26 protein-coding genes are annotated in these 25975 nt (G+C 46.1%); 13 read left to right on the forward strand and 13 right to left on the reverse strand.

Annotation, left to right across the window (positions count from 1 at the left end; genetic code table 11):
- Positions 1–49: 49 nt before the first annotated feature.
- The 7 genes from aat to infA all read left to right on the forward strand — a co-directional run bounded on the left by aat (position 50) and on the right by infA (position 4763).
- A complete protein-coding gene (aat, locus tag QCB45_RS02065; RefSeq protein ID WP_279418877.1) occupies positions 50–820 on the forward strand; it encodes a leucyl/phenylalanyl-tRNA--protein transferase in 771 nt (256 codons plus the stop codon).
- Between the two features lie 114 nt (positions 821–934).
- Positions 935–1327: a succinate dehydrogenase, cytochrome b556 subunit gene (gene sdhC / locus QCB45_RS02070; RefSeq protein ID WP_279418878.1), complete on the forward strand. Its 393-nt coding sequence runs from the start codon at positions 935–937 to the stop codon at positions 1325–1327.
- Positions 1324–1677 (forward strand): succinate dehydrogenase, hydrophobic membrane anchor protein, encoded by a 354-nt coding sequence (gene sdhD, locus QCB45_RS02075; protein WP_279418879.1) that lies wholly within the window; start codon positions 1324–1326, stop codon positions 1675–1677. Before sdhC ends, sdhD begins: the two co-directional genes overlap by 4 nt.
- Positions 1678–1685: 8 nt before the next feature.
- Complete coding sequence (gene sdhA / locus QCB45_RS02080) at positions 1686–3479, forward strand: succinate dehydrogenase flavoprotein subunit (RefSeq protein WP_279418880.1); 1794 nt, start codon at positions 1686–1688, stop codon at positions 3477–3479.
- 26 nt (positions 3480–3505) lie between these two features.
- Positions 3506–4204 carry a succinate dehydrogenase iron-sulfur subunit gene (locus QCB45_RS02085; RefSeq protein WP_347710067.1) on the forward strand — a complete coding sequence of 233 codons (699 nt, stop codon included), beginning with the start codon at positions 3506–3508 and terminating at the stop codon, positions 4202–4204.
- Positions 4197–4496: a succinate dehydrogenase assembly factor 2 gene (locus QCB45_RS02090; RefSeq protein WP_279418882.1), complete on the forward strand. Its 300-nt coding sequence runs from the start codon at positions 4197–4199 to the stop codon at positions 4494–4496. The genes QCB45_RS02085 and QCB45_RS02090 overlap by 8 nt, the downstream gene beginning before the upstream one ends.
- 48 nt (positions 4497–4544) lie before the next feature.
- Positions 4545–4763 (forward strand): translation initiation factor IF-1, encoded by a 219-nt coding sequence (gene infA, locus QCB45_RS02095; protein ID WP_279418883.1) that lies wholly within the window; start codon positions 4545–4547, stop codon positions 4761–4763.
- 186 nt (positions 4764–4949) lie between these two features.
- Here the strand turns inward: infA and clpA are convergent, their stop codons facing one another.
- From clpA to QCB45_RS02110, 3 genes are all read right to left on the reverse strand, one after another.
- Positions 4950–7193, reverse strand: a complete 2244-nt coding sequence (clpA, locus tag QCB45_RS02100) for an ATP-dependent Clp protease ATP-binding subunit ClpA (RefSeq protein ID WP_279418884.1) — start codon at positions 7191–7193, stop codon at positions 4950–4952.
- Positions 7194–7195: 2 nt separating this feature from the next.
- On the reverse strand, positions 7196–7507 hold the full coding sequence (clpS, locus tag QCB45_RS02105) for an ATP-dependent Clp protease adapter ClpS (RefSeq protein WP_279418885.1): 312 nt from the start codon (positions 7505–7507) through the stop codon (positions 7196–7198).
- Between the two features lie 202 nt (positions 7508–7709).
- Positions 7710–8528 carry a DnaJ domain-containing protein gene (locus tag QCB45_RS02110; RefSeq protein ID WP_279418886.1) on the reverse strand — a complete coding sequence of 273 codons (819 nt, stop codon included), beginning with the start codon at positions 8526–8528 and terminating at the stop codon, positions 7710–7712.
- Positions 8529–8834: 306 nt separating this feature from the next.
- On the opposite strand from QCB45_RS02110, the gene QCB45_RS02115 reads away from it, so the two are divergent.
- Complete coding sequence (locus QCB45_RS02115) at positions 8835–9407, forward strand: alkylphosphonate utilization protein (RefSeq protein WP_279418887.1); 573 nt, start codon at positions 8835–8837, stop codon at positions 9405–9407.
- A gap of 49 nt (positions 9408–9456) precedes the next feature.
- Here QCB45_RS02115 and QCB45_RS02120 read toward each other — a convergent pair whose 3' ends face one another.
- From QCB45_RS02120 to QCB45_RS02130, 3 genes are all read right to left on the reverse strand, one after another.
- Complete coding sequence (locus QCB45_RS02120; RefSeq protein ID WP_279418888.1) at positions 9457–9897, reverse strand: host attachment protein; 441 nt, start codon at positions 9895–9897, stop codon at positions 9457–9459.
- 211 nt (positions 9898–10108) lie between these two features.
- Positions 10109–11449 carry a diguanylate cyclase gene (locus QCB45_RS02125; RefSeq protein WP_279418889.1) on the reverse strand — a complete coding sequence of 447 codons (1341 nt, stop codon included), beginning with the start codon at positions 11447–11449 and terminating at the stop codon, positions 10109–10111.
- Between the two features lie 161 nt (positions 11450–11610).
- Entirely contained in the window at positions 11611–13836 is a 2226-nt protein-coding gene (locus tag QCB45_RS02130; protein WP_279418890.1) for an NADP-dependent isocitrate dehydrogenase, read from the reverse strand.
- A 117-nt stretch (positions 13837–13953) separates the two neighbouring features.
- Between QCB45_RS02130 and QCB45_RS02135 the strand changes: the two genes are divergently transcribed.
- From QCB45_RS02135 to QCB45_RS02150, 4 genes are all read left to right on the forward strand, one after another.
- Entirely contained in the window at positions 13954–14508 is a 555-nt protein-coding gene (locus QCB45_RS02135) for an rRNA large subunit pseudouridine synthase E (protein ID WP_279418891.1), read from the forward strand.
- 79 nt (positions 14509–14587) lie between these two features.
- Entirely contained in the window at positions 14588–15709 is a 1122-nt protein-coding gene (gene mnmA / locus QCB45_RS02140; protein WP_279418892.1) for a tRNA 2-thiouridine(34) synthase MnmA, read from the forward strand.
- A gap of 56 nt (positions 15710–15765) precedes the next feature.
- Positions 15766–16440 (forward strand): high frequency lysogenization protein HflD, encoded by a 675-nt coding sequence (gene hflD / locus QCB45_RS02145; protein WP_279418893.1) that lies wholly within the window; start codon positions 15766–15768, stop codon positions 16438–16440.
- 30 nt (positions 16441–16470) lie between these two features.
- Positions 16471–16743, forward strand: a complete 273-nt coding sequence (locus QCB45_RS02150) for a cupin domain-containing protein (RefSeq protein ID WP_279418894.1) — start codon at positions 16471–16473, stop codon at positions 16741–16743.
- Positions 16744–16943: 200 nt separating this feature from the next.
- On the opposite strand, the gene QCB45_RS02155 is transcribed toward QCB45_RS02150, so the two are convergent.
- Positions 16944–18848 (reverse strand): SurA N-terminal domain-containing protein, encoded by a 1905-nt coding sequence (locus QCB45_RS02155; RefSeq protein ID WP_279418895.1) that lies wholly within the window; start codon positions 18846–18848, stop codon positions 16944–16946.
- Between the two features lie 188 nt (positions 18849–19036).
- Between QCB45_RS02155 and QCB45_RS02160 the strand changes: the two genes are divergently transcribed.
- Positions 19037–19396 carry a response regulator gene (locus QCB45_RS02160; protein WP_279418896.1) on the forward strand — a complete coding sequence of 120 codons (360 nt, stop codon included), beginning with the start codon at positions 19037–19039 and terminating at the stop codon, positions 19394–19396.
- 114 nt (positions 19397–19510) lie between these two features.
- On the opposite strand, the gene QCB45_RS02165 is transcribed toward QCB45_RS02160, so the two are convergent.
- The 6 genes from QCB45_RS02165 to hflX form a co-directional block, all read right to left on the reverse strand.
- The gene (locus tag QCB45_RS02165; protein ID WP_279418897.1) at positions 19511–20830 is read right to left on the reverse strand and encodes an adenylosuccinate synthase; all 1320 of its coding nucleotides are present in this window, start codon (positions 20828–20830) and stop codon (positions 19511–19513) included.
- A 59-nt stretch (positions 20831–20889) separates the two neighbouring features.
- A complete protein-coding gene (locus QCB45_RS02170) occupies positions 20890–22062 on the reverse strand; it encodes an ATP phosphoribosyltransferase regulatory subunit (RefSeq protein WP_279418898.1) in 1173 nt (390 codons plus the stop codon).
- Between the two features lie 72 nt (positions 22063–22134).
- Entirely contained in the window at positions 22135–22323 is a 189-nt protein-coding gene (locus QCB45_RS02175; RefSeq protein ID WP_279418899.1) for a DUF2065 domain-containing protein, read from the reverse strand.
- A gap of 56 nt (positions 22324–22379) precedes the next feature.
- Positions 22380–23237, reverse strand: coding sequence for a protease modulator HflC (gene hflC / locus QCB45_RS02180; protein ID WP_279418900.1), 858 nt, complete (start codon positions 23235–23237; stop codon positions 22380–22382).
- Positions 23237–24469 carry an FtsH protease activity modulator HflK gene (gene hflK, locus QCB45_RS02185; protein WP_279418901.1) on the reverse strand — a complete coding sequence of 411 codons (1233 nt, stop codon included), beginning with the start codon at positions 24467–24469 and terminating at the stop codon, positions 23237–23239. The genes hflC and hflK overlap by 1 nt, the downstream gene beginning before the upstream one ends.
- A 161-nt stretch (positions 24470–24630) precedes the next feature.
- A complete protein-coding gene (gene hflX / locus QCB45_RS02190; RefSeq protein WP_279418902.1) occupies positions 24631–25941 on the reverse strand; it encodes a ribosome rescue GTPase HflX in 1311 nt (436 codons plus the stop codon).
- Between the last annotated feature and the right edge of the window lie 34 nt (positions 25942–25975).

Here is a 25975-nt window from a genome sequence, read left to right on the forward strand (position 1 = left end):
AAAAGATTCCATAAAAAACCATTTTTCAGAACCAGAACACTTTTTAACTATGACCCAAATGCCCTACTGGCTGGACCCTCAGCCCGTTGTTTTTCCGCCTACCCATCTAGCCTTAAGCGACCCCGACGGCCTACTCGCAATGGGCGGCGCTCTGACACAAGAATGGATTCTACAGGCCTATTCAAAAGGCATTTTTCCATGGTTCAATCCCGGCGAGCCGATCCTTTGGTGGACACCCGATCCGCGTAGCGTCCTGTTTATTGACGATCTTAAAATCCGACGCAGCCTGCGCAAAACTATCAAAAAAATGGCAGGAATGCCCGGATTCAAAGTCACCTTGGATCAAGACTTTGTCGGGGTCATGAAAAACTGCGCGTCTATCGACCGAAAAGACCAAGCAGGCACTTGGATCTCCGACGAGATGCTTACCGCTTATACACAACTTCATCAAAGCGGTCATGCGCATTCGGTCGAAGTCTGGCAGGATGATGAACTCGTCGGGGGATTATATGGAATCTCCATCGGCAAGATGTTTTTCGGTGAATCAATGTTTGCCAAAGCCAACGACGCATCAAAAATCGCACTAGTTGCCCTCTCCATGCAATTAAAAGCTTGGGGATTCAATATGATTGATACCCAGATCGAAACCGAACATCTTAAGAGCATGGGCGCCAGTCTGGTTTCCCGGCTGGTATTCGAAGCGCTGTTACAACACCAATTGCAGCAACCGTTCCCTGCCATGCAATGGGAAATGGAAATCGACTGGGTAAAAGCTGCAATGGATCATGTGTATTTCCAAAAAGCTCTTAACGAAGCCTGATCGAAAAGGTTCTTTCTGAGCCGATTAAAAACTTTATCTCTTACACCTCTAGCGGCCACTTTAATTTGCAGTAAAATGGATTCACTGCTTAAAAACGCGTACAGAGGTGAACGCATGTACCAGCACCCGCCTAACCGCCCTGTTTACTTGAGTTTGAGGAAATTCCGCTTTCCTTTCAACGCTTGGTTATCCGCCGCTCACAGAATCACAGGCCTGATGCTTTTCATTTCGCTTCTGGGTTATCTGGCACTGGCCAACCTTGTTGTTTTTCATGATGGTGTAACACTGGAAGGCATTCGGGGTCACTGTATCATCCGCTGTTTGAACACGGTTTTCTGGATTAGCTTGTGCTACCACTGGTTAAGCGGCTTTCGACACCTGCTTGCCGAACATTTCACCACAGCCGCTCCTTACTCAATAATCAACGCCAAACCAACAGGCATTGCTTTGCTTTTCGCATGGTTGCTGATAAGCCTCTTCATTTTTAAACAGGCCTGGTCATTATGAAACTGAACACTCTTTCCGGTAGCAAAGCCCACCTCTGGCAGCGATTGAGTGCTCTATACCTGCTGTTTTACCTGCCCTTGCTTGCTTGGCAGTCACTGACGATGCCATACCAAGAAAACTTACAAGTACTGTTCGGCACACTCATTCAGCCCCAATACTTGGTGCCAAGCCTAATCGCTATTTTCTTTACCGGCATTCATACCTGGATTGGTTTACGCGATATTCTGATCGACTACACACCTAACAACCGAACGCTGTATTGGCTGTGGGGATTACGCTGGTTGTTAATATTAGCAAGCCTGGACATCGCCTGGATCCTTTTCCGGATGCTCACCACTTCCATTCACTAGAGAACCTTATGGCCAAGAGAGACATTACCCCTGAAACAATCGTAATCGAAAGCTACGATGCACTAGTGGTAGGCGCAGGCGGTGCAGGAATGCGTGCCGCCATGGCATTAACCGAACAAGGTCATAACATCGCCATGATATCCAAGGTGTTTCCGACCCGCTCACATACGGTGGCTGCTCAGGGTGGCATCAACGCCGCACTCGGAAACGTCACTCCTGATCGTTGGCAATGGCATATGTACGACACCATCAAAGGCAGCGATTACCTAGGCGACCAAGACGCAATTGAATTCATGTGTCAGGAGGCCTCTGAAATCGTCCGTGAACTGGAACACTTTGGGGTTCCTTTTTCTCGTCTGGAAAACGGAAAAATATACCAACGGGCATTCGGCGGTCAAAGCCAGAACTTCGGAGAGGATCAGGCTTACCGGACCTGTGCGGCGGCCGACCGCACCGGTCACGCGATTCTTCATTCCCTATACCAACAGAACCTCAGAGTCGGCACAACCATATACGAAGAGTACTATGCGCTGGATTTGATTCAAAACACGGACGGAGAAATCTGCGGCATGCTCGTCATGAACATTCACAACGGTGAATTTCGGATTCTGAAAAGTAATCACATACTTTTAGCAACCGGAGGTGCAGGACAACTGTTCCGCAACAACACCAATGCCAGTATCAATACCGGGGACGGTCTAGGCATGGTGCTACGAGCCGGCCTGCCTTTGCAGGATATGGAGTTCTGGCAATTTCATCCAACGGGTGTTGCGAGTAAAGGGATGCTTATTTCGGAAGCCGCCCGTGGTGAAGGCGGTGTTCTGCGCAATGTTCAAGGCGAAGCCTTTATGGCTCATTACGCTCCTCACGTAAAAGACCTCGCCTCACGGGACGTGGTTGCGCGCGCCATCTCCATCGAGGTTCAGGAAGGCCGGGGTTGCGGCCCGAACAAAGACCATGTACTGCTTGACCTGACCCACCTTCCAGCGGAAACCATCACCCAACGCCTACCGGGAATTAGAGACATCAGCATGACCTTTCTCGGCATCGATCCAGTTGATGCTCCCATGCCGGTTTTTCCGACCTGCCACTACATGATGGGGGGAATCCCGACCAACCTCTCCGGCCAAGTCATCGTACCCGAAGGAAATCAACAACAAGCTGTCAAAGGACTTTTCGCCATCGGCGAGTGTGCCTGCGTATCGGTACATGGCGCCAACCGCCTAGGTGGAAACTCTCTGCTCGACATCGTGGTATTCGGACGCAAAGCGGCACAAACGATCAGCCAACAACTAAAAATCGAATCTGAGCAAACTCACTCCAAGATGAATCTGGAACCGGTTATTAAGCGTATACAAAGATGGCAGAGGACAGCCATCGAAACAGACACAAGCGATTCTGTCGATGCCATCAAACGAGACATGCAAATCGCCATGGAAAAAGGTTGCGGCGTCTTCCGAAACGAAGAGAGTATGCATACCGCCCTAAAAGAGCTTGAGGCACTCCAGCAGCGCCTGAATTCGGTCGCTTTACATGATCACTCGCAAATATTCAATCTGGAAAGACTGGCCGCTTATGAGCTGGAGAACCTAATGGCCATCGGGTTTGCCACAGTGCACTCAGCCTTAGCGCGTAAAGAGAGCCGCGGCGCGCATTCAAGAGTAGACCATCAGGAACGCGACGATGAAAATTGGCTGAAACACACATTGTATTTTTCGCAAGAACACAAACTGGTTTACAAAGCAGTCAATTTGCAGCCGCAAAACCATTCGGGATTCGAACCCAAAAAACGGGTTTACTGACCCGGTTCTTTATTAGGACAATGACTATGGAATTCATTATCAGCCGTTTCAATCCGGAAACCGACGAATCAGCTTACGATCAGAGCTATTATCTGGAAGATACCGATATCACTCCAGATATGATGCTTCTGGATGCGTTACACGCAATTCGACGACAAGACCCAAGTCTGAGCTTTCGTTTTTCCTGCCAGGAAGGTGTCTGCGGTTCGGACGGAATGAACGTCAATGGTCAAAACTGCCTCAGCTGCATCACACCGCTCTCCTCTCTAAAAGAGCCTATTACAATCAAACCGATGCCCGGGCTGCCGATTATTAAGGACTTGATCATCGACATGGAAATGTTCTACAGACATTACCGCGAAGTCCAGCCGTTTCTGAAGCCTCTAAATTCCAGCCCTCAATTGGAGAACCTCCAAACTCCGGCACAGAGAAAGAAGCTGGATGGTGCTTACGAATGCATCCTGTGTGGCTGCTGCTCCACAAGCTGCCCCTCTTTCTGGTGGAATCCCGACCAATTCCTTGGCCCGGCTGCATTGCTCGCAGCCAATCGTTTCGTCATTGACTCCAGAGACATCGATTCCAAAGCTCGCTTGCAAGAACTGGACGACCCGATGAAAACCTTCCGGTGCCGTCATATACAAAACTGTACCGCCGCCTGCCCAAAAGGACTCAACCCGAGCCGGGCAATTCAGGAACTCAAAGGAATGATCGTCAAAAATGGCTGAAGCTGAAAGCAATCAAACCGAACAGGCCTGGTTACGTCGTATGCTGTTTTTATGCAAACGCGGCAACCTCGAAACAGAACTGCTCCTAAGTGCCTATAGCCTTACTTTGCTTCATGCTTGCGAAGCTGACCGACGATTGTTCGAACAACTGCTACTTGAATCCGACCAAGCTCTGTTTAACTGGCTACTAAAAGACCCCTCAGCCAATAACGTTACAGGCCATGAAATTCCTACATGTTATCAAGGGCTGATTGACGCAATCCGAAATAATTATTTGATTACAAACCAATAAATTGGTATAATCCGCGCAAATTTTTTTTCTAAGGATTTACCTAGGCTTATGGCAAAACAAGATGTTATTGAATTTGATGGTGTAGTTATCGAAACCCTACCGAATACCATGTTTAAAGTGGAATTGGAAAACGGTCACCAAATTTTGGCGCACATTTCCGGACGCATGCGTAAAAACTATATCCGAATTCTTGCCGGTGACTCAGTCAAAGTAGAGCTGACTCCTTATGATCTAACCAAAGGCCGTATCACTTACCGCGGTAAGTAATTCCTACCGATCATAAAATACCGTCGACAGCGCTCATAGCCTGTCGACAGCCGCCTAGAAAAATTAATTAAAAAAGCCCGTTTATCTGTAATGGATAAACGGGCTTTTTTATTGGGCTCTTGCGTAGTTAAACATCAAAATGACCAACCGAACAGGCCTGTCCGGTTTGATCCAGCTTTCAAACCATCAAGTTTCGACGTTAAAAACCAAAGCATCATCCTTGCAATCAATCTCCAGCTTGCCACCGTTCTGTAACTCACCAAACAGTAATTTGTCCGCCAAAGGCTGTTTGATTTTCTCCTGAATCAGGCGACTCATCGGACGTGCCCCCATCAATGGATCATAACCGTTCTTGGCCAACCAGCTTCGTGCAGCCTCAGTCACCTTCAATATCACCTTCTTATCTGCAAGCGACTGCTCTAATCCGTAAATGAACTTATTCACCACTGAAGCCATCGACTCCTCTGAAAGTCGATTGAACTGAATCACGCCATCCAAACGGTTGCGGAACTCAGGTGTAAAGACCTTTTTCAATTCCGCCTCAAAGTCCATAGTATGATCCTGCACGGTAAAGCCCATACTGGCACGTGCCATCTGCTCTGCCCCTACATTGGAAGTCATGATCAGAATCACATTTCGGAAGTCCGCTTTTCGGCCATTGTTATCGGTCAAGGTACCGTGATCCATCACTTGCAACAGAATATTAAAGACATCAGGATGCGCTTTCTCGATTTCATCCAGTAACACAACGGCATGAGGCTGCTTATTCACCGCTTCGGTCAAAAGTCCTCCCTGATCGTACCCAACATACCCCGGAGGCGCACCGATCAAACGAGAAACCGTGTGACGTTCCATATACTCGGACATATCGAATCGCAACATCTCAACGCCCAAATGCGTGGCTAGCTGCTGTGTCAATTCGGTCTTACCGACACCCGTCGGCCCGGCAAATAGGAAACAACCGGTCGGCTTGTTCGGGTCACTCAAGCCGGATCGCGCCAACTTGATGGCGGACGTCAACTGGTCGACAGCATGATCCTGACCAAACACCACACGCTTAAGGTTATCACCCAAGTCATGCAGTTTGTCCTTTTCCTTCTGGGTAATCTGAGAAACCGGAATTCTTGCAATGCTAGCCACCACATTTTGAATCTCTGTCACACCGATCTGTTTCTTACGCTTGCTCGCCGTTTGTAGTGCCTGTTTGGCTCCGGCTTCGTCAATCACGTCAATGGCCTTATCCGGCAGATGGCGGTCGGTAATATAACGGGCTGACAGTGCCACCGCTTCTTTCAGAGCTGGCAGTGTATATTTGACCTGATGATGCTCTTCGTATTTATCCTTCAGTCCTTTCAGGATTTCAAACGCTTCCTGGCTGGTCGGCTCCTTGACGTCTACCTTCTGGAAGCGTCTCGCCAAAGCACGGTCCTTTTCAAAGATACCTCGATGTTCTTCATAAGTGGTCGCACCGATACAACGAAGCTTGCCTGAAGACAAGGCGGGCTTCATCAAATTGGAAGCATCCATCGCTCCCCCCTGTACCGCACCGGCACCAATGATGGTATGGATTTCATCAATAAACAAAATGGCATGCGGTTGCTGTTCCAACTCTTTCAACAAGCCTTTGAAACGCTTTTCGAAATCACCGCGGTAACGGGTACCGGCCAACAAAGCTCCCATATCAAGACTATATACAACGGCGTCCAATAACTGCTCTGGTACCTTTTGGTTCACAATCTGATACGCCAGGCCTTCCGCCACGGCGGTCTTACCGACTCCCGGCTCACCAACCAACAAAGGGTTGTTCTTACGACGACGACTCAAAATTTCCAAAGTTCGGCCAAGTTCCCACTGCCGTCCTATAATCGGATCGATCTTGCCGTCTTCAACTTCCTGGTTCAAATTGATCGCAAACGATTCAAGCGGCGTCTTCCCTTCACTGGATTCTGCCTGCCCTTCACCCTGTTCCGCATTATCGCCGCCAGGAATAATATACTCTTCAGAATCACTGGCGGTCACTCCGTGCGAGATGTAACTCAACACGTCAACACGGTCTACACCGTTACTTTCTAAAAGATAAACCGCTTGGGAGTCCTGTTCCGAAAACATCGAAGCAAGAACATGTAGTCCAGTTACCTCAGGGTAACCGTTTGACTGCACCAGATAGATGGCACGTTCTATAACGCGCTGAAAACTCATGGTCGGTTGTAGCTCGTCCGGTTTACGGCTCACCATTTCCGATTCCAAGAACTTCTCCAAGCCCTCTTCTATCTTGCTGACATCGGCACCACAGGCACGAATGGCATCCTGGACTTCCGGCAAGCCCAACAACTCAAGCAACAAATGCTCCAGTGTCACGAACTCATGCTCGTATTCATGAGCCACACTAAAGGCATTACTTAAGGTCATTTGTAATTCTTTGCTTAACACAATCAGGCCACCTCTAACTGGCACATCAACGGATGTTTATTCTGGCGTGAAAATCGATTCACCTGTTGAACTTTCATTTCTGCCACTTCACGACTATAGACACCACACACCCCTTTACCTTCATGATGCACCGCTAGCATAACAGCATTGGCCTTCGCTTCGTCCAATCCGAAGAAACGCATGAGTACTTCAACAACAAAATCCATCGGGGTGTAATCGTCATTCAACAACACTACTTGATAGCGTTTCGGCGGTTTTACTTTGGCGCGTGCCGCTTCTAAAAGCAGATTGCCATCATCATAATCCTGAGACATAGCTGAAATCTTTACTTCTTTTTTATTCGTTTAGCAGCGGCTTTGACGCGCTACATTGAAATTGAACGGAATGATTACATGAATTTGAATAAGGCCATATTGTAGCCTTTTCAAGCAGCGGCGGGAAACAAAGCGCCAAAATCAATTGAACCTATTACCCTTTTGCAATAGCGTATCATGAAAGGAAAATTTGAGGAAATTTCTATGCCGCGATCAGACGGGCGTAAAGATGACCGGCTCTTTCCTTCTCACCTGGAGGCAGCCCCATATTATCGATACGAATGAACGTATCGGAAGAATAGTTTGAGGGAACCTCAATTGAAAAAGAGCCGCTAGGCGCTTCCAACCGTATCTGATTTCCTTCCGCCAACAATGGTTCGGCAACATTGAAGGTCCCATAGATGTCGGCCCCTTCAAGCCTCCACTCAAGGCTCTCGTTTTTGATCTCAAATCGAACTAGAAAATCGCCCGGTTTTCCGCCAAACAAGCCACCGTATCCCTTGCCTTTGAGACGAAAAGTTTTGCCCATTAAAGCTTCTCGGGTAAATTTCATTTTGACTTTCAGACTTGGAATGTAAAACGATTGCAACTTCAAAAGACGGATAGCATAACGCAGGGTCAAAGGATACGTGATCAGACGATCCTTTCCGTCTATCGGCTTATGAGCTCGATAACCATTATATTGCCGAGACTGACTTTCATTGGTTTGCTGCTTGGTCTTGGCTTTTGTTTGGGATCTGGATTGCTTTTGATTGGCAGAAGATTTCCTATTGAACTGAGAGCGGTTATGCATTTCAAAATCCCGCCAGTAAGCTTCTCTATGCTTACTTAGAATCTCATAAGCTTCGGCAATTTCCTGAAACTTCTTTTTGGCGTCGTGCATTTTTGAAACATCGGGATGATAACGACGCGCCAATTTTCGATAGGCCTGTTTTACCGTGTTCGGGCAAGCTTCTTTATGAACCCCTAAAACGGCAAAGTAATCGACATGTGAGTTATAAGGACGGTTTAAGGAAGCCATTCAATAGGTATATTCTCAATTCTGAAAAATCGGTCTGATATTACCAAGCTAAAATACTATGCTTAAACATCAAAATCAAATTCATTCTAACGCCTATCCCTATAAAAAAAAAGACCGTCTGAATGAAAAACAAAGCCCTTCGAAATTTCATATTAAATGAGGTATCAGAAGCCATTAACCATACTTCTACACAAACCTCTTCAAGCCCCATACAACCATTAATAAACCGGGCTTTGATTCAAAATTCCTGCAAATTCAATCCGAATATAAGCGATAATATGGCGGTTTTAAGTAAAGGGGAAAATTATGAGTATTGAGCAGGCATTATTAGATCGTAGCGGTTCAAAGTGTGAACTGTGCGGTTCCGAAGAAAATCTAAGTACTTACGAAGTTGCGCCAAGCGACGGCAGTGTAGATCAGAGCATCGTTGTTTGTCAGACGTGTAAGGAACAGATCGAGTCCCCTGAAAAGATGGATGCGAACCATTGGCGTTGCCTGAACGACAGCATGTGGTCACCAGTACCGGCGGTACAAGTAATGGCTTATCGTTTATTAAACCAATTGCGTTCCGAAGGTTGGCCTCAAGACCTGTTGGATATGATGTATATGGAAGACGATGTCAAAGCTTGGGCAAATGCTGGTTTGCCGACTGACGACGAAGATGCAGTCGTACACAAAGACAGCAACGGAGCCATCCTTCAAGAAGGCGACAGCGTCACACTAATTAAAGACCTTGAAGTAAAAGGCGGTGGATTTACAGCCAAGCGTGGCACGCTGGTCAAGAACATTCATTTGACCGACAATCCGATCCACATTGAAGGTAAGGTTAACGGTACTCAAATCGTACTGGTGACAGAATACCTGAAGAAAGCCAACTAATAAAAAACCGCCTAAAGGCGGTTTTTTTATCTCTTAAAACAATTCCCGTCTAAGCAAATGAGTGAGGCAAGTAAGCTCTAATCTCCTGAGGCGTCATCGCGACCACATTTTTATCCAGTGTATAAGCAACATGCTTGCTCAACCGAGTTGAAAATGAATTGCGCAATTCACCCAAAAATGAAAGGGCTGCGACCACAAATAGTTTTTCGAATTTATTCTGGTTCAACTCATCGCACAGGTGCCCGGCAACGCTTTTTGCAAAATTGACTTCTTCCTGCTCTTTCGGACTCACCTCATCCGTATACACATGCCCTCCGGCACCTTGTGTTCCATTAGCCTTCCCTGGTAAATCGCTGTCCAACTCCTGCTCGTGCAGTCGCCCTTCGGGATGCGCTAGAGTTTCAATCTCCACCAATTCGGAGACTGAATTTTCGGCAGTAAAAATACGGGCTCGACTGCTATCTGCAACAAGAATCCATACTGTTTTCATAATTAACACCTCAAGAAAGTTATTGTTAATCAGAATGTTACCCATCTTTAAATGAATAACCTTAGGATTTCATTCTACGCCTATTCACTAAAAAAGAAACCTTACGTTTTTGAAATACAGCATTGATTATCAAACAAAAATATGAAAAAACCGCTAGAAACAAAGGTTACAAAACTTATTAATTTTTTAGGGCCTATACAGGCCCATTAAATCAATCAAGCAATTGTTTATTGATACAAACTCTGTTTCTTCCTGCTTTTTTAGCAATGTAGAGAGATTGATCGGCCGCTTCAAACAAGGTGTTAAAATCGACGATCAGATCGTCATCTTCCTCACCGATATTCCCCATCAACTCCACTAGGTGAAGTCCACGGTTTTTATCAACACAAGAAACACCGATCGTCACACTGATATCAATCCCATCCGGCTTCAACAAAGCTGCTTTTTTGCGTAACTGCTCTGCCTTGAAAGAAGCGGCTGAATAACCGCAATTAGGCATGATAATTACCATTTCATCGCCGCCATAGCGGACAGAAACATCTCGAGGGTGACTGTTTTCGCGAATCATATCACCAATCTGGCGCAACACCTCATCGCCAATTGCATGTCCGTGCAAATCATTTATCTGCTTAAAATAATCGATATCAATCACACACAATGCAATCGGCTCACTCTGAACTAAAGCTTGTTTGACCAGACGCTCACCAAACTCATCAATATAATGGCGATTATTCAAACCAGAGAGTGGATCCAGGTTCACTTTATCATGAAGCGCTTTTTGGGATGCGATCGAAGCATCCAACTGCTGTTTATTCATAATCAAGTTGATGGCCCTTGCCAGAAAATCGGTTTCATGGAATGGTTTAGCAATGAAATCACCGGCCCCATGTTTCAAAACATAAACCTGTCGCAATAAGTCATTCCAACCCGATACGGCCAGAATCGGTGTATTACGAATGTCTTCCCGTCCCTGTCGGATTAAATGAATCAAACCAATACCGCTAATCTGTCCTTCCAACACCAAGTCGGTCACAACCAAATCGAACTTCTGCTCTTCCAGCAGCTCAGCCGCCGCTTCTCCACTTTTGACATGAGTCACAATCCACCCTGCATTTTTCATAATATGCATTGTGTAATCCGCGGTGCTTTGAGCATCTTCAACGTAAAGGACTTTGGCGGAAATCTTAACGGTCGCATAATACAACAGGCTTTTCATTGCACGCTTGAGGTTCTTAAAATCAGACTTGACGAAAATCTCAGTAAATCCGGCGTCATACGCCTGAAGTTTGAATTCTTTGCTGACGTTAGAGGTAATCAGGAATTTTGGAACGGACTGAAATCTGTCCAGATTATTAATCTTTTCAAGAAACTCGAAACTGTTCATATCCCCTAACTCATGCGCAACACTGATCGCATTCGGCGTTTCATGCTCAAGATATTCCAAGGCTTCCTTTGCATTACTCGCCTCAGAAATCGAAATATCGTCATTATTCAACAGTTCGCTGACAACTTTGCGATAGATTGCAGAGGTATCGACAATTAAAATATTCATTGTAAAAATTACTTACTTATTAGAGGGGTACTTATACTACCAGATTATTTCTAATCCTGAAACACAAAAGCCAAATTGAACAAAATATTCAATTTGGCTTTCTCTTAAAAAAGACGATATTAACAGTTAATATCGTTCACATTTACTCGCTCAATAAAAACTTAGATAGAGTCCAATACCGAATTTAATGTCGAGCTTGGACGCATTGCTTGAGAAACAAGTTCTGTATTAGGCTGGTAATACCCTCCGATATCAACACTCTGCCCCTGAACCGAATTCAATTCATCAACAATCTTGGTCTCTCTCGATGCCAACGCTTCGGCAACCGGCTTAAAAGTCGCCTGTAATGATTTGTCGGTTGTCTGGCTAGCCAGCTCCTGAGCCCAATACATTGCCAGATAGAAATGACTTCCACGGTTGTCCAGTTCACCCGCTTTACGGGAAGGGGATTTATTGTTTTCCAAAAACTTGCCTGTTGCCTTATCCAAAGCATCCGCAAGAGATTGAGCCTTTGGATTATTAAAATTAACAGCCAAGTGTTCCAACGAAACCGCCAGTGCCAAGAACTCTCCCAATGAATCCCAACGCAAATGATTTTCGCTCAGGAACTGCTGAACGTGCTTAGGCGCCGAACCGCCCGCACCAGTCTCGAACAAGCCACCACCGTTCATCAAAGGTACGATCGACAACATCTTGGCGGATGTCCCCAGTTCCAGAATCGGGAACAAGTCAGTCAAATAATCACGCAATACGTTACCCGTCACAGAAATCACATCTTGTCCTTCTTTTACATGACGAAGCGTAAAACGCGTTGCCTCTTCCGGAGACATGATATGAATTTCCAAGCCGGTCAAATCGTATTCCAAAAGATACTTATTCACTTTCTCGATCAATTGGTGATCGTGCGCTCGATTCGTGTCCAACCAGAAAACGGCTGGCGTATTCGTTGCACGCGCGCGGTTAACAGCCAACTTAACCCAGTCTTGGATCGGTGCGTCTTTCACCTGACACATGCGGAAAATATCCCCCTCTTCAACCGTTTGCTCAAGCAAGGTCTTTCCTTTTGCGTCAACAACTCGAACCATCCCGTTTCCGTTCATCTGGAAGGTTTTGTCATGCGAACCGTACTCTTCCGCTTTCTGGGCCATCAATCCGACATTGGGTACGGTACCCATGGTCGTCGGATCGAATGCACCGTGATGCTTACAGAAATTGATCGTTTCCTGATAAACACCCGCATAGCAACGGTCCGGAATCACGGCCAAAGTATCCTGCTGCTTCCCGTCCTTATTCCACATTTTTCCTGAAGTACGAATCATTGCAGGCATGGAGGCATCCACGATGACATCGCTCGGCACGTGCAAGTTGGTAATTCCTTTATCTGAATCCACCATCGCGATATCGGCATGAGATGCCATCACGGCCTGGATATCGGCTTCAATTTCAGCTTGCTTGTCAGCTGCTAGAGATTGGATTTTGCTGTAGACGTCCCCCAAACCGTTATTTGGATTAACACCCAATTCTGAGAAAGTTTGTGCGTGCTTATCAAACACATCCTTAAAGAAAACCGACACCGCCTGACCAAAGATGATCGGGTCGGAAACTTTCATCATGGTCGCTTTCAAGTGCAACGAAAACAAAATCCCTTGTTCCTTCGCCTCCTCCATCGCCTCAGCCAAGAATGCACGTAAAGCTTTCTGGTTCATGACCGCCGCATCGATGATTTCACCTTTCTGTAATGGCGCATAACCTTTCAACTCGGTTACTTCACCGTTACCGTCAACAAACTCGATTTTGAATTCGGTCGCTTCTGCCAGTGTAGTAGACTTTTCTGAACCGTAAAAATCGCCGGAGGACATGTGTGCAACATGCGTTTTCGAGTCCGCAGACCAGGCACCCATTGAATGCGGGTTCTTTTTAGCGTAATTCTTAACCGACGCAGGTGCTCGACGATCGGAGTTACCTTCACGCAAAACAGGATTTACCGCACTTCCCAAAACTTTTGCATAACGCGCTTTAATTTCCTTTTCTTCGTCGTTCAGAGGTTCAGCCGGATAATCCGGGACGGCGTAACCGTGAGCCTGCAATTCTTTAATTGCCGCGTTCAACTGCGGAATCGACGCACTGATGTTCGGTAACTTAATGATATTGGCTTCTGGTGTTTTGGCCAATTCTCCCAATTCCGTCAACGCATCCCCTATTCTCTGCTCTTCCTTCAAGTAATCCGGAAAGTTTGCGATGATACGCCCGGCCAATGAAATATCTCTTGTTTCGACTTCAATTCCGGCTACACCGGTAAAGGCTTGGATGATCGGCAACAAAGAGTAAGTCGCCAATGCGGGTGCTTCATCTGTTAGGGTATAAATAATTTTAGATTGTTCTGTCATGTGAATTCCTGAATTATTCGCCTCGACCTGAGAACTTGGTTCAATTAAAAATGTTAGAATACGCAATATTCTAACGCACTCGCACGGGAAGTCCCAAGAAACTTAAGTAAAGCGCCCATGAGCCAGATTCTTTTATTCAACAAACCTTTCAATGTACTCTGCCAATTTACCGACGACCCTCAATATCAGGATCAACGGGAAACCTTGGCGAAATACATAAAATTACCCGGCTTTTATGCTGCGGGTCGCCTTGACCGGGATTCCGAAGGTTTGTTATTACTGACCGATGACGGCAAACTACAACATAAGATATCCGATCCCAAACATAAGTGGATCAAGACTTATCTGGTGCAAGTGGAAGGCGACGTCACGCCACAAGCGGTCAAACAACTGCAGCAAGGGGTCCAACTCAAAGATGGTATGACCCGTCCGGCGAAAGCGAAAAAAGTCAACGAACCTAAGTGGCTATGGGATAGAAACCCACCGATTCGGGAACGTAAGAACATACCGACCAGTTGGATCGAAATGACCATCACAGAAGGCAAAAACCGTCAGGTTAGAAGAATGACCGCAGCCGTCGGCTTTCCTACCTTACGCTTGATTAGGATTCGCATCGGCGACTTCCAACTCAAAGATCTTCAGCCGGGTGAAAGCCGTTTGATTGAACACTGAAACAAATATCCGAAACCTCGCAAATACACTCCGGGGTTGCTTAATGAATTTATACGACCGAGTTTGCTAAAATACGCTTATGAAAAATAACTCAGAAACAAAAGTCATTGTCGGCCTATCTGGAGGCGTCGACTCTTCCGTTACGGCACTTCTGCTTAAACAGCAAGGTTATGATGTCGAAGGCCTGTTCATGAAAAACTGGGAAGGTGATGACACGGAAGATTATTGCCCGGCTGCGGAAGACTTGAAAGATGTCATGGCCATCTGCGAAAAACTGGACATTCCACTGCACATCGAAAACTTTTCCAATGAATACTGGGATCGCGTTTTCGAGCACTTCCTTGAAGAATACAAAGCGGGAAGAACACCCAATCCGGACATCCTTTGCAACAAAGAGGTTAAATTCAAGGCTTTCCTCGACCATGCACTAACCCTGGGAGCGGATTACATCGCTACCGGCCACTATGCACGTATTCACCGGGATGACGATGGCACTTGCCACCTTCTTAAAGGATTGGACGACAACAAGGATCAGAGTTACTTCCTGTACACCCTTCAACAACACCAGTTGAGCAAATCCATGTTCCCGATTGGTGAGCTGGAGAAACCGTACGTCCGCCAATTGGCGGAAGAAGCCGATCTGATCACACATGACAAAAAGGACAGTACCGGAATCTGTTTCATTGGTGAGCGCAAATTCAAGGACTTCTTGCAGCGTTTTATTCCTGCACAGCCAGGAGACATTATTGACGACCAAGGCAATGTCATCGGTCGACACGAAGGTTTGATGTATTACACTATTGGCCAAAGAAAAGGGCTTGGCATCGGTGGAGGCTACGGCAAGGACAACTCCCCTTGGTTTGCAGCCGATAAAAACCTGCAAACCAACCAGTTGATCGCCGTACAAGGCAAAGAACACCCGTTATTACAGCATCCGATCGTCATTGCCAACGCAATGGACTGGGTATCTGGACACTGCCCTACTTTGAATGCGCCATTGAAAGCAAAAATACGATACCGTCAGCAGGAGCAGCCCTGCCGAATTACAGAGAACGTGAATGGAGAGATAGTCGTTCAGTTCGACGAACCTCAAACGGCTGTCGCACCAGGCCAGTCGATCGTATTCTATGACGGCGACGACTGTCTGGGTGGAGGTATTATCGACCAACGCCTGCATCAACTTTCTGAACGCAGAGTTTAATTTCTATTGGATAGATAAAGCTTGTTTTAACACCGTTAAATGAACCAGGAAACATTATGTCGAACTACAATGATCATGACCGTGCCGTTGCCCTTATAGGAATCTACCAAAGTGCCAAAATGGTCTACGATTTAGCAACGACCGGAAAAACAGACGAAACGGCTTTTAAAACCACTATCAATTCGTTGTTTTGCGATCAGCCTAAAGACACGCTGGATGTTTTTGGAGGAAACGTGGAAAACATCCAACTCGGCGTAAACACCCTTCTGGCACAAATGAGTTCGGATCAGGCCATTCAGAACCGCAATGTTGAAATCACTCGCTATGTCCTGAGCATGATCATTCTGGAAAAAAAATTGAATCAAATTCCAGAAGCCATGGATAAGATATACAGCATGCTTGAAACGGCAAAAGCACAACAGTCGCACTTCGGCGAACTGCATGAAAACGTCGTAGCATCACTCGCCCGCACCTATACGGAAAATATCAGCAATGTCTCCCCTCGGGTCATGGTGAATGGCAAACACGGTCATCTCCAAAACTCGACGACTGCCAATAAAATCCGTGCCCTTTTACTGGCTGGTATCCGCGCAGCGACTCTATGGCGACAGGTTGGCGGATCACGCTGGGGATTGATCTGGTCACGCAAAAAATATCTGCGTGCCGCCCAAGCTTTATCCAGACCCGGCCATGACCAGGAACCGCCTAGCTATTTCAACCCTGACTTATAAACAAGTTTCTTTCATAAACAAGGAATGAACATGCAAATTAAGATCGAATCCAATCCATCTCAGCAAACAATTGAACGGCTAGGAATCGACAGTTGGTCAATCTGGGAAAAGGAAAATTCAAACTTCCCTTGGACTTATGACATGGAAGAAGTCTGTTATATTCTTGAAGGCGAAGCGACGATTCAACCTGAATCTGGAGAAGCGGTTACCATCACGGCCGGAGACCTCGTCACCTTCCCGCAAGGTATGAACTGCCACTGGCATATCACCAAGCCTATCCGTAAGCACTACCTATTCAGATAAGAGCCAACCACAACAAACCCCGTTAACGTGTCACCAAAGTCTTTTTAGACTCGTAGACAAGTACAACCAACCCAAAACCGTACAGTAATAAACAAAAAAGCCAACTGAACAGGCCTGTTCAGTTGGCTTCTTAATTTCTATGAGTCGAATTATGACCCCTTCTTAAATGAGTCATAACTCACGCTGTCTGAATCCAAGGATTACTTAAGCGTTTTATAGTTTTGTTTTTTAACAATTTCCGCTTTGGCAAGAATCGCTTTCAAACGTCCCTGCACTTCGGTACTGCCCATCAAGTCTGTCACAGCCTTGCTTAACTGGGCTTTTTGATCGTCAGTGACTTCACCGTTTTTGACACCGGTAACCTGAATAAGAACCGTATCACCAGTGGTTAGCTGGTAAGAACGCCAAGTAGGTTTGTCACTTTGTGGCTTATTCGCCTTAAACGCTTCTGCAGTCATTTGCGGAAGGATACGACGGTTATTGCGGTCAATCCAACCGACTGTGTTCCACTCGATCCCATCACGCATCAGAGATTCAGGATTCTCGCCAGCTTCGACTTTGGCGAACAGGTCTTTCGCCAGTTTAGCCGCTTCGGCAATGGCTGCTTTTCGTACTAGATTCTCCTTGATAGAAGCTTCGACTTCGTCCAAAGACTTCTGATGCGCTTCAAAGTAATCCTTGACTCGAATCACTACCGAATGGTTCGGCGACAACTCGATTGATGAACTGTTCAATCGTGACTTCAAAACATCATCCGAAAATGCAGCATTGATCACCTTGCCGTTTGAGGTGACCGCACTTGCGCCACCTTCACGACTGAAAGGCTTGGAAGTCTTCACTTCAAGGCCGGTCGCTTCCGCAGCAGGGTCTAAACTATCAGACTGCTCGTAAGCAATGGTATTCAGTTTCTCAAGAATATCGAAGTACTGTTTTTCGGCTTCTTGCAACTGGTATTGCTTTGTAACCTGATCTTTAACATCGGCAAATGCCTCAATCTTTTTAGGCTCAATGCCGTCGAGTTTGATCAAGTGATAACCGAAATCCGTCTTGACCGGCTGACTGATCTCTCCGACCTTCATAGAGAAAACCGCTTCATCAAAAGCTGGAACCATCATTCCCTGCTCGAAACTACCAAGATCACCACCAGACTGAGCCGAGCCAGGATCTTGTGAATAGGTTTTGGCCAACTCTTCGAAGGACTCGCCCGCTTTTAACTTTGCTTGGACTTCGGCAATGGTTTTCTTCGCCTTCTCATCCGCTTCTTTTGAATCCCCTTCAACGGAAATCAGAATGTGCTTAGCATGTCTTTTTTCCGGTAAGGTAAACAATAGTTTATTGTCTTCATAATAAGCCTTCAGCACCTTGTCATTGACCGGAATCTTTTTAGCCAACTCTTCTTTCGACAGTTCAACATACTGAACAACGACTTTTTCTGGCTCAACATAAGCCGACTTATTCTTATCATAATAATCGGCAACCTGATCGGACGTGACTTCAACGGTTTTCAGGAAAGGACGCTGGTCAATACGTAAGTAATTGACGTTACGTTGCTGAGCTTGCAGCTGAGCCAACTGCTCAATTTCCGATTCGGTCGCAAAAGAAGAGCCTAAACTTAACGATCGGTACTGATTCTCCAATAGGAACTGTCTCTGTTCATACTCAAAACGCGCCACATTCATGCCGTTACGCATCAAAATCTCTTCATAAACCTTCTGAGAGAACTTACCGTCCTGCTGAAAAACATCCGCAGCATGAATCGTTGCCGCCAACTGAGGGTCACTAATGATCATATCGTTATCATTCGACCATTGGCGAATCACTTCCGACTCAATCAGGGCATCCAACACCTGATCACGCAACTCGCTGTCCTTAACGACCTGATCGTACATATCGCCAAACTGCTTTTCCAGACGAGATTTTTGACGGTTATACAACATTAGGAAATCACGGGCTGTGATATCCTCACCATTAACCTGAGCGACCACAACAACCTTATCGCCGCGTGCATACTGATCTATTCCAAATAACGCAAAGGTTAATATAATTAGACCAACAATCACCCAAGCTATCCAGCCTTGTGCCTTATCTCTAATGGTTTGTAGCATGTTTCGTCCTTTACTGATAACAATCTATAAAATAGCGTCTATGATACCAATCTCACTGGGGCGTTTCATCTTCTTTATAACGATTTTCAAATAAATTTAATGGAATTAAAATTTACCTGAACAATTCAAACGCTTACACTGAATCTAATAATAAAAATTCCACAAATCCGAACGGAAAGCGAGTGCCCATGAAAAAGCTTTTATATGTGGATGACGCAAAATCAATGCGTCGTCTTGTGGAGATGGTTCTCGAAAGTCACTACGAGCTTACGCTCGCCGAAGATGGGGTACAAGGCTTGAAAGCGATTCAACAGCAAGCTTATGACATCATTATTTCCGATGTAAACATGCCAAACATGGATGGCTTCGATTTCTTACGGACAATTAGACAACAACCCCAATATCAATCGATTCCAATCCTGATGATGACGACCGAAGCTGATGAGGAGATGAAACAACAAGGAAAAAGTTTAGGCGCGACCGGCTGGATCATCAAACCTTTCATTCCGGATAAGTTAATTCAAGTAATCGAGCGTTTAACCAACTGATCTTCCCTATTCAGCATTGGTCTAAATCCACCAACTGAAATGAAAAAGCCCGAGAAAATCCATGATTTACCCGGGCTTTTTCATACAGAATGCGACTGACATCGCAACCGTTTTTTATTTAAACGGATCTTCCAAAACCAAGGTTTCAGAACGATCCGGACCGGTAGACAGGATTGAAACCGGCACGCCGACCTCTTTCTCTAAAAAGCGGATATAGTTCTTGGCGGCCTCAGGCAACGCGTCCCAAGAATCGATTCCAACTGTTGAGGTTTGCCAACCTGGCATGGTGATGTAATTCGGCTCGCACGCTTCATACTCATCCGCACTGCTTGGCGGCAGCATCAAGGTTTCCCCATTCTTGGAATAAGACACACACACCTTAACCTCGGCCAATTCGTCCATTACATCCAACTTTGTCAGACACATACCGGTCAAACCGTTGATTTGTGCCGAACGACGTAACGCGACAGCGTCAAACCAACCACAACGTCTCTGACGTCCGGTTGTCGCCCCGAACTCATGGCCACGCATTCCCAATTCCTTACCGATATCGTCACCTTCGTCAGTCGCAACATCGTAAATCAATTCAGTCGGGAAAGGACCACCACCTACTCGGGTCGCATACGCCTTAGTAATACCAAGCACATAATCAAGCTGTGTCGGTCCGATTCCAGCACCTGAAGCAGCACCGCCAGACGTGGTGTTTGAAGACGTTACATAAGGGTAAGTCCCCTGGTCGATATCCAACAACGTACCTTGAGCACCCTCAAACATCAGGTTCTTACCTGCACGGTTGTAACCGTCAATAAGGTTGGGGATATCCGCCAGCATTGGAACGATCATCTTGCTGTATCTCTGGCACTTCAACCAAAGATCGTCAAAAGAGACAGGCTCGACCTTATAAAAGTTTTCTAACATATAGTTGTGGTATGTCAGGATCTCTTTAAGCTTTTCCTTAAACTGGTCCATGTCCTTTAAATCGCCGGCACGCAAACCACGACGGGCAACTTTGTCTTCATAGGCTGGTCCGATCCCTCTGCCGGTAGTTCCAATCGCCTTATTGCCTCGTGCAATTTCACGAGCCTGATCAATTGCCACGTGGTAATCCAAAATCAACGGACAAGCTTCACTGATCTTTAGACGATTCTGTACTTTAAGACCGTTCTCTTCAAGTTGTGTAACTTCCTTTTCCAGCGCATCTGGCGCTAAAACCACACCGTTACCAATGAAACACTCTACATGTTCGCGCAAAATACCCGATGGAATCAGATGAAGAACCGTTTTCTTACCATCGATCACCAAAGTGTGACCGGCATTGTGTCCACCTTGAAAACGGACTACGGCTGCGACGCGATCAGTTAACAGATCAACAATCTTTCCCTTACCTTCATCTCCCCACTGGGTACCAACAACAACAATATTACGCTTTGACATAAATTACTTCTTAAAAATTAACGATTTTTAAATAACTCACACTTAGTGAATTAAACCAATTACTTAACAATCCATTGACCTGATTCGAATACCAGATTGGCGGCACCTTCTTCCACGGATTCGCCGTCATAAGCACTAATGACCTGATAACCTTCATTCTTTAATTCCGCGACTCTTGCTTTCAGAGCCATATCAGCGGAAACCGGTGCATAGACACGCCCCTTAACAATCTCTTCTACAGGCTCTAAAAGGTCCAGTGCGGTTCTAAGATCCAGACTGAATCCGGTTGCTGGCAACGACATTCCAAAATCGGCCCCGATTCCGTCGTAACGACCGCCTTTAGCAATCAACTGGAGTTGGCGTCCGGTACTATAACAACCAAAAATAACACCTGTGTGGTAGTGATAACCGCGAATATCGGCTAAATCCAAATGTATACTCACATCCTGAGTTGTAAGAATGTGACTGACGATTTGCTCAAGATGCCCCAATGCAGAATCGAGTACTGAGCTTTCCAGACCGGAGAACAACTTCTTAGCTTCAGAAATCACCGTTTGCGCATCACCGACCAAATCAAGCATCCCCGAGAACACGGTATGAATCTGTGCGCTCATATCCGTTTTGGCTAACCACTCCTGATACTCGGGAATCGCTTTACGCTTCAAAATATCCAGCAAATCGGCCTGTTGTTCTTCAGAAAGATTAGCAAGCGACATCAACTCATCCACAACGCCGACGTGACCTAAACTGAGCTGCAATTGAGGAAGTGAAATCAAGCTCAAGCTTTCAAGCATCAACTCGATGACTTCGATATCACTTTCAACCCCTTGATGACCAAACAATTCGGCACCTACCTGGATTGGGCTTCGAGAACCTTTCGCCTTATTGTTGCGGGTTTTCAAAACTTCACCAACGTAACAAAGACGGGAAATACCTTCCGAAGCCTTCAAACGATTACTCACAATTCGAGCAACTTGAGGAGTCATATCAGAACGTACCCCCATCATGCGACCGCTTTCCTGATCGGTGAAGCGGCACGTATCCGTTGCTCGATGAAGCCCCGTCCCTGTCAAAAGGGAATCCGTAAATTCCGCTATCGGAGGTAGAACCAAGTCATAACCCGATAGATGAAATCCGTCGATCAGCTTTCGACGATAAAATTCCAACTTTTGGGCTTGAGGTGGTAAAAGGTCTTCTAGACCTTCAGGAGTGAACCACGAGGATTGTTGCATCTTTAACTTCTTTCTTTGTAAATTTAGGTCAAATTAAATTCAAACGCTTTATTTTAAATCAAATTGCCATGATTAACTAAATAATAACAGCAACACCATACCGATACTCAGACTAAGAAACCCCATAACCCGGAGTTGCTTTTCCGATAACTGCACAGCTTCCGTCATGACCTTGCGCCAAAATTCAGGAAACACGAAAGGCAGTAAACCTTCCAAAATGAACACAAGCGCGATTGCTGCTAATAATGTATTTTCTAACATGCTTCCATAAAAAAGGTGGGTTACCCCACCTTTTATACTCTTCTATGATCCGTCAACTACTTAGAGGATCCGTCAAAATATTTGAAGAAATCCGATTTCGGATCGACCAACAAAATATCCGACTTATCCTTAAACGACTTCTGATAAGCGTTCAAGCTGTGGTAAAACGAATAGAATTCCGGATCCTGATTATAGGCCTTCGCATAGATCTCGGCCGCTTTCGCATCCCCCTGACCTCGAAGGATTTCCGCTTCACTATAGGCATCAGCCAAAATGACTACACGCTGTCGATCCGCATCTGCTCGAATTCTTTCTGCGGCTTCAGCCCCTTTCGAACGCAGGTCTTTAGCGACACGGTTACGTTCCGCTTCCATACGGCGGTAAACCGAATCACTGACGTCTTTGGCTAGATCGATACGCTTGATTCGTACATCAACGATCTCGATACCGAAATCACTAGATGCACTTGCAGTGGTATCTTTAATCTTTTGTGCGATTTCGACACGCTCACCCGAAATGACTTCTTTAACGGTACGGTTACCGAATTCAGCACGTAAGCCGTCTTTTACGATTTGACCCAGGCGCATGCCCGCCAAACGATTATCACCGTTCATGGTCGTATAGAACTTCTCTACGTCTTTGATTCGCCATTTAACGAACGAATCGACTTCCAAATTCTTCTTCTCACTCGTCAAGAACCGCTCAGGAGCAGAATCCAATGTCTGGATACGCGCATCAAACGTGCGTACATTGTTGATAAACGGTGTCTTGAAATGCAAACCAGGCTTGACGTCACTTTTAACGATCTCACCCAATCGTAACACAACGGCGGTTTCCCACTGATTGACGACAAAGACGGAACTGCTTCCAATAAAAAGAACGGCCGCCACTAGAATTAACAATACAGATTTCATTATCGTAGCTCCCTATTCCTTAGATATTCACGAATATTAGGTGATGATTTCGAATTATTCGAACTGCTATTACGCGTGTCCGAACTCGAAGACGTCACAGGAGCGGCTTGTGTAGCAGCTGGTTTGAAGGGAACGGCCTGCTGTCCACCGATCATCTTATCCAACGGAAGATACAATAGATTGTTGCCACCTTCTGACCCTACGAAGACCTTACTGGTATTACCTAAAACGTTTGAAATCGCATCGATGTATAGACGCTGACGGGTAACTTCAGGCGCTTTCTCATACTCGGCCACGATACTGCTGAAGCGTGCGGCCTCACCCGTTGCCTGAGCAATCACACGATCGTGATAGGCACTGGCCTCTTCCAATTCACGTGCCGCTTTACCGCGAGCTTTCGGTAAGATATCGTTTGAATAAGCTTCGGCTTCATTAATGACACGCTCACGGTCCTCTCGTGCTTTGACCACATCGGCAAAAGCATCCTGAACCTGCTCAGGTGGCTGAGCGTCCTGAAGGTTGACACTGGTAATCATCAGCCCGGTGCGATAATCGTTTAAGTTCGCCTGCGCAAGCTGCTGAACTTTTGAAACCACTTCATTACGCCCTTCAGTCAAGACAAAATCCATTCGATTCTGACCGACAACCTCACGTAAAGCACTCTCAACAACAGAACGCAAAGTCACATCCGGATCAGACACTTCAAATAAATATTGGTTGGCGCTTTCAATCTTATATTGAACTGCAATTTTAAGGTCAACGATATTCTCATCTTTGGTCAACATCAAAGATTCTGTCGGAACGTCGCCAGAACGGCTGTTTCGAGTATCGGAACGGTAACCGATTTCCGCGGTACGGATCTGATCAACATTTACAACTCGAACGGTTTCAATCGGATATGGGATATGCCAATGTGGTCCGGCCTTGGTCTCTTCAACAAACGCACCGAAACGGGTGACAACACCGCGTTCCGCAGGGTCAACGATATAGATGCCGGAGAGAAGCCAGATAACCAGAACAACACCAAGGATAATGCTTCCGCCAATACCGCCGACGCCGCCACTATTGAATTTGTCTCCAGCACCTCCAAAAAGGCTCTGAGCTTTTTTCAATAATGCATCAATATCCTGATCATTATTTTTTCTCGGCGGTCTGTTACCACCTTGATTACCGGAATTCCCGGGGTTTCCCCAAGGGTCCTGATCTGATTTACCTGGTTCGTTCCAAGCCATTAATCTCTCTCCATACAATTGGCCTATGAGACGCATCATTTTTTGAGGACACGAAATAGAGAACATTTTAGTGTCAAAGCACCTAAATGTCACCCATTAAAATTTTTTATTGAGTAGAGACTGTAGATGTTTCAGGAGACAGCCACTTTACAAAACTTAAATTATTGAGCTGCCTCTTCCGATACAACCTTCGCATCCAGCAATTCGTTCCAATTACGAACAACATCCCATTCTTGACGAGTCAGATGCATCTTGAACAAACTATTGCCGGATTCGTCAAAACCTTCCTCTAGAATCGTGCCAAGCTCATACAGCTCAGCCCTCCTCTTACCAGCACTGACATCGAGCGTCAAAGAGACCGTATAAAACTCGCCTTTAAAGAAAGACGCGACGGTCTCCATCAACAGATCAATTCCCAAGCCGTTCTTTGCAGAAACCCACACCCTCTCAGGTTTACCGTCATCATTAAAATCGACCTTTGGCTCTACTGCCGGATCCAGCATATCGATCTTATTGAACACCATCAACTGAGGAACATCTTGAGCACCGACTTCTTCAATAACATCGAGAACATCCGCAATCTTCTCTTCTCTGTGAGGGTCGGCAGCATCCACCAAATGAATCAGCAGACTCGCTTCACGAGTCTCTTCCAATGTTGAACGAAAGGCAGTGACAAGATCGTGTGGAATATGGCGAATAAATCCGACCGTATCCGCAAAGATGACCGGACCCGCACCAGGCAGATGCACGCGTCGCAATGTCGAATCGAGCGTTGCGAAAAGTCGGTCTTCCGCATACACACCCGCTGTCGTCATATGATTGAATAAGGTCGACTTTCCGGCATTAGTGTATCCAACAATCGTAATCGTCGGTAATTCCGACTTCGTACGCGCTCTTCTTCCTAGATTTCGTTGTTTTCGAACCTTTTCGATTCGTGCTTCCAACTGCTTGATACGACCTTGCACCAAACGTCTATCGGTTTCAAGCTGTGTTTCACCCGGCCCTCTCGCTCCGATACCGCCCTGACGGTCCAAGTGAGACCACCCTTTCACCAGGCGTGTAGACATGCGTTTGAGCTGAGCCAGTTCAACCTGCAGCTTACCCTCATGGGATCTCGCCCTTTGCGCAAAAATATCGAGAATCAGGCCGACACGATCCAGAACCTGGCAATCCAAGTAGGTCGAAAGATTTCTTTCCTGTGCGGGAGACAGCGCGTGATTGACAATCACAACGTCCGCATCGTGTAATTCGACGGCTTCTTTAACCTCTTCCGCTTTACCTTTACCGATAAAGAATTTAGAATCAGGTGTTTGACGTTTGGTTGTGATTAACTGACAGATTTCGGCTCCGGCAGAATCCACGAGCTCATAAAACTCATCCAATTCTTCACGGTCCGCTTCATTGTGAAAATCGACGTGAACCAGAATAGCACGATCCAGCTCACGTCGATCGAGACGATCAAATAATTCCATTAAACAGTACAGTTTCCTTAAGCAGCGCTAGCAC

Origin of the sequence: Thiomicrorhabdus sp. ZW0627 (assembly GCF_029767005.1) — a bacterium.
Classification (GTDB): domain Bacteria; phylum Pseudomonadota; class Gammaproteobacteria; order Thiomicrospirales; family Thiomicrospiraceae; genus Thiomicrorhabdus.

Bases quoted from the DNA above. Each gene is read 5' to 3' on its own strand.
- aat (WP_279418877.1), top strand. From the start codon at position 50: ATGACCCAAATGCCCTACTGGCTGGACCCTCAGCCCGTTGTTTTTCCG.
- sdhC (WP_279418878.1), top strand. From the start codon at position 935: ATGTACCAGCACCCGCCTAACCGCCCTGTTTACTTGAGTTTGAGGAAA.
- sdhD (WP_279418879.1), top strand. From the start codon at position 1,324: ATGAAACTGAACACTCTTTCCGGTAGCAAAGCCCACCTCTGGCAGCGA.
- sdhA (WP_279418880.1), top strand. From the start codon at position 1,686: ATGGCCAAGAGAGACATTACCCCTGAAACAATCGTAATCGAAAGCTAC.
- QCB45_RS02085 (WP_347710067.1), top strand. From the start codon at position 3,506: ATGGAATTCATTATCAGCCGTTTCAATCCGGAAACCGACGAATCAGCT.
- QCB45_RS02090 (WP_279418882.1), top strand. From the start codon at position 4,197: ATGGCTGAAGCTGAAAGCAATCAAACCGAACAGGCCTGGTTACGTCGT.
- infA (WP_279418883.1), top strand. From the start codon at position 4,545: ATGGCAAAACAAGATGTTATTGAATTTGATGGTGTAGTTATCGAAACC.
- clpS (WP_279418885.1), bottom strand. From the start codon at position 7,507: ATGTCTCAGGATTATGATGATGGCAATCTGCTTTTAGAAGCGGCACGC.
- QCB45_RS02110 (WP_279418886.1), bottom strand. From the start codon at position 8,528: ATGGCTTCCTTAAACCGTCCTTATAACTCACATGTCGATTACTTTGCC.
- QCB45_RS02115 (WP_279418887.1), top strand. From the start codon at position 8,835: ATGAGTATTGAGCAGGCATTATTAGATCGTAGCGGTTCAAAGTGTGAA.
- QCB45_RS02120 (WP_279418888.1), bottom strand. From the start codon at position 9,897: ATGAAAACAGTATGGATTCTTGTTGCAGATAGCAGTCGAGCCCGTATT.
- QCB45_RS02125 (WP_279418889.1), bottom strand. From the start codon at position 11,449: ATGAATATTTTAATTGTCGATACCTCTGCAATCTATCGCAAAGTTGTC.
- QCB45_RS02130 (WP_279418890.1), bottom strand. From the start codon at position 13,836: ATGACAGAACAATCTAAAATTATTTATACCCTAACAGATGAAGCACCC.
- QCB45_RS02135 (WP_279418891.1), top strand. From the start codon at position 13,954: ATGAGCCAGATTCTTTTATTCAACAAACCTTTCAATGTACTCTGCCAA.
- mnmA (WP_279418892.1), top strand. From the start codon at position 14,588: ATGAAAAATAACTCAGAAACAAAAGTCATTGTCGGCCTATCTGGAGGC.
- hflD (WP_279418893.1), top strand. From the start codon at position 15,766: ATGTCGAACTACAATGATCATGACCGTGCCGTTGCCCTTATAGGAATC.
- QCB45_RS02150 (WP_279418894.1), top strand. From the start codon at position 16,471: ATGCAAATTAAGATCGAATCCAATCCATCTCAGCAAACAATTGAACGG.
- QCB45_RS02155 (WP_279418895.1), bottom strand. From the start codon at position 18,848: ATGCTACAAACCATTAGAGATAAGGCACAAGGCTGGATAGCTTGGGTG.
- QCB45_RS02160 (WP_279418896.1), top strand. From the start codon at position 19,037: ATGAAAAAGCTTTTATATGTGGATGACGCAAAATCAATGCGTCGTCTT.
- QCB45_RS02165 (WP_279418897.1), bottom strand. From the start codon at position 20,830: ATGTCAAAGCGTAATATTGTTGTTGTTGGTACCCAGTGGGGAGATGAA.
- QCB45_RS02170 (WP_279418898.1), bottom strand. From the start codon at position 22,062: ATGCAACAATCCTCGTGGTTCACTCCTGAAGGTCTAGAAGACCTTTTA.
- QCB45_RS02175 (WP_279418899.1), bottom strand. From the start codon at position 22,323: ATGTTAGAAAATACATTATTAGCAGCAATCGCGCTTGTGTTCATTTTG.
- hflC (WP_279418900.1), bottom strand. From the start codon at position 23,237: ATGAAATCTGTATTGTTAATTCTAGTGGCGGCCGTTCTTTTTATTGGA.
- hflK (WP_279418901.1), bottom strand. From the start codon at position 24,469: ATGGCTTGGAACGAACCAGGTAAATCAGATCAGGACCCTTGGGGAAAC.
- hflX (WP_279418902.1), bottom strand. From the start codon at position 25,941: ATGGAATTATTTGATCGTCTCGATCGACGTGAGCTGGATCGTGCTATT.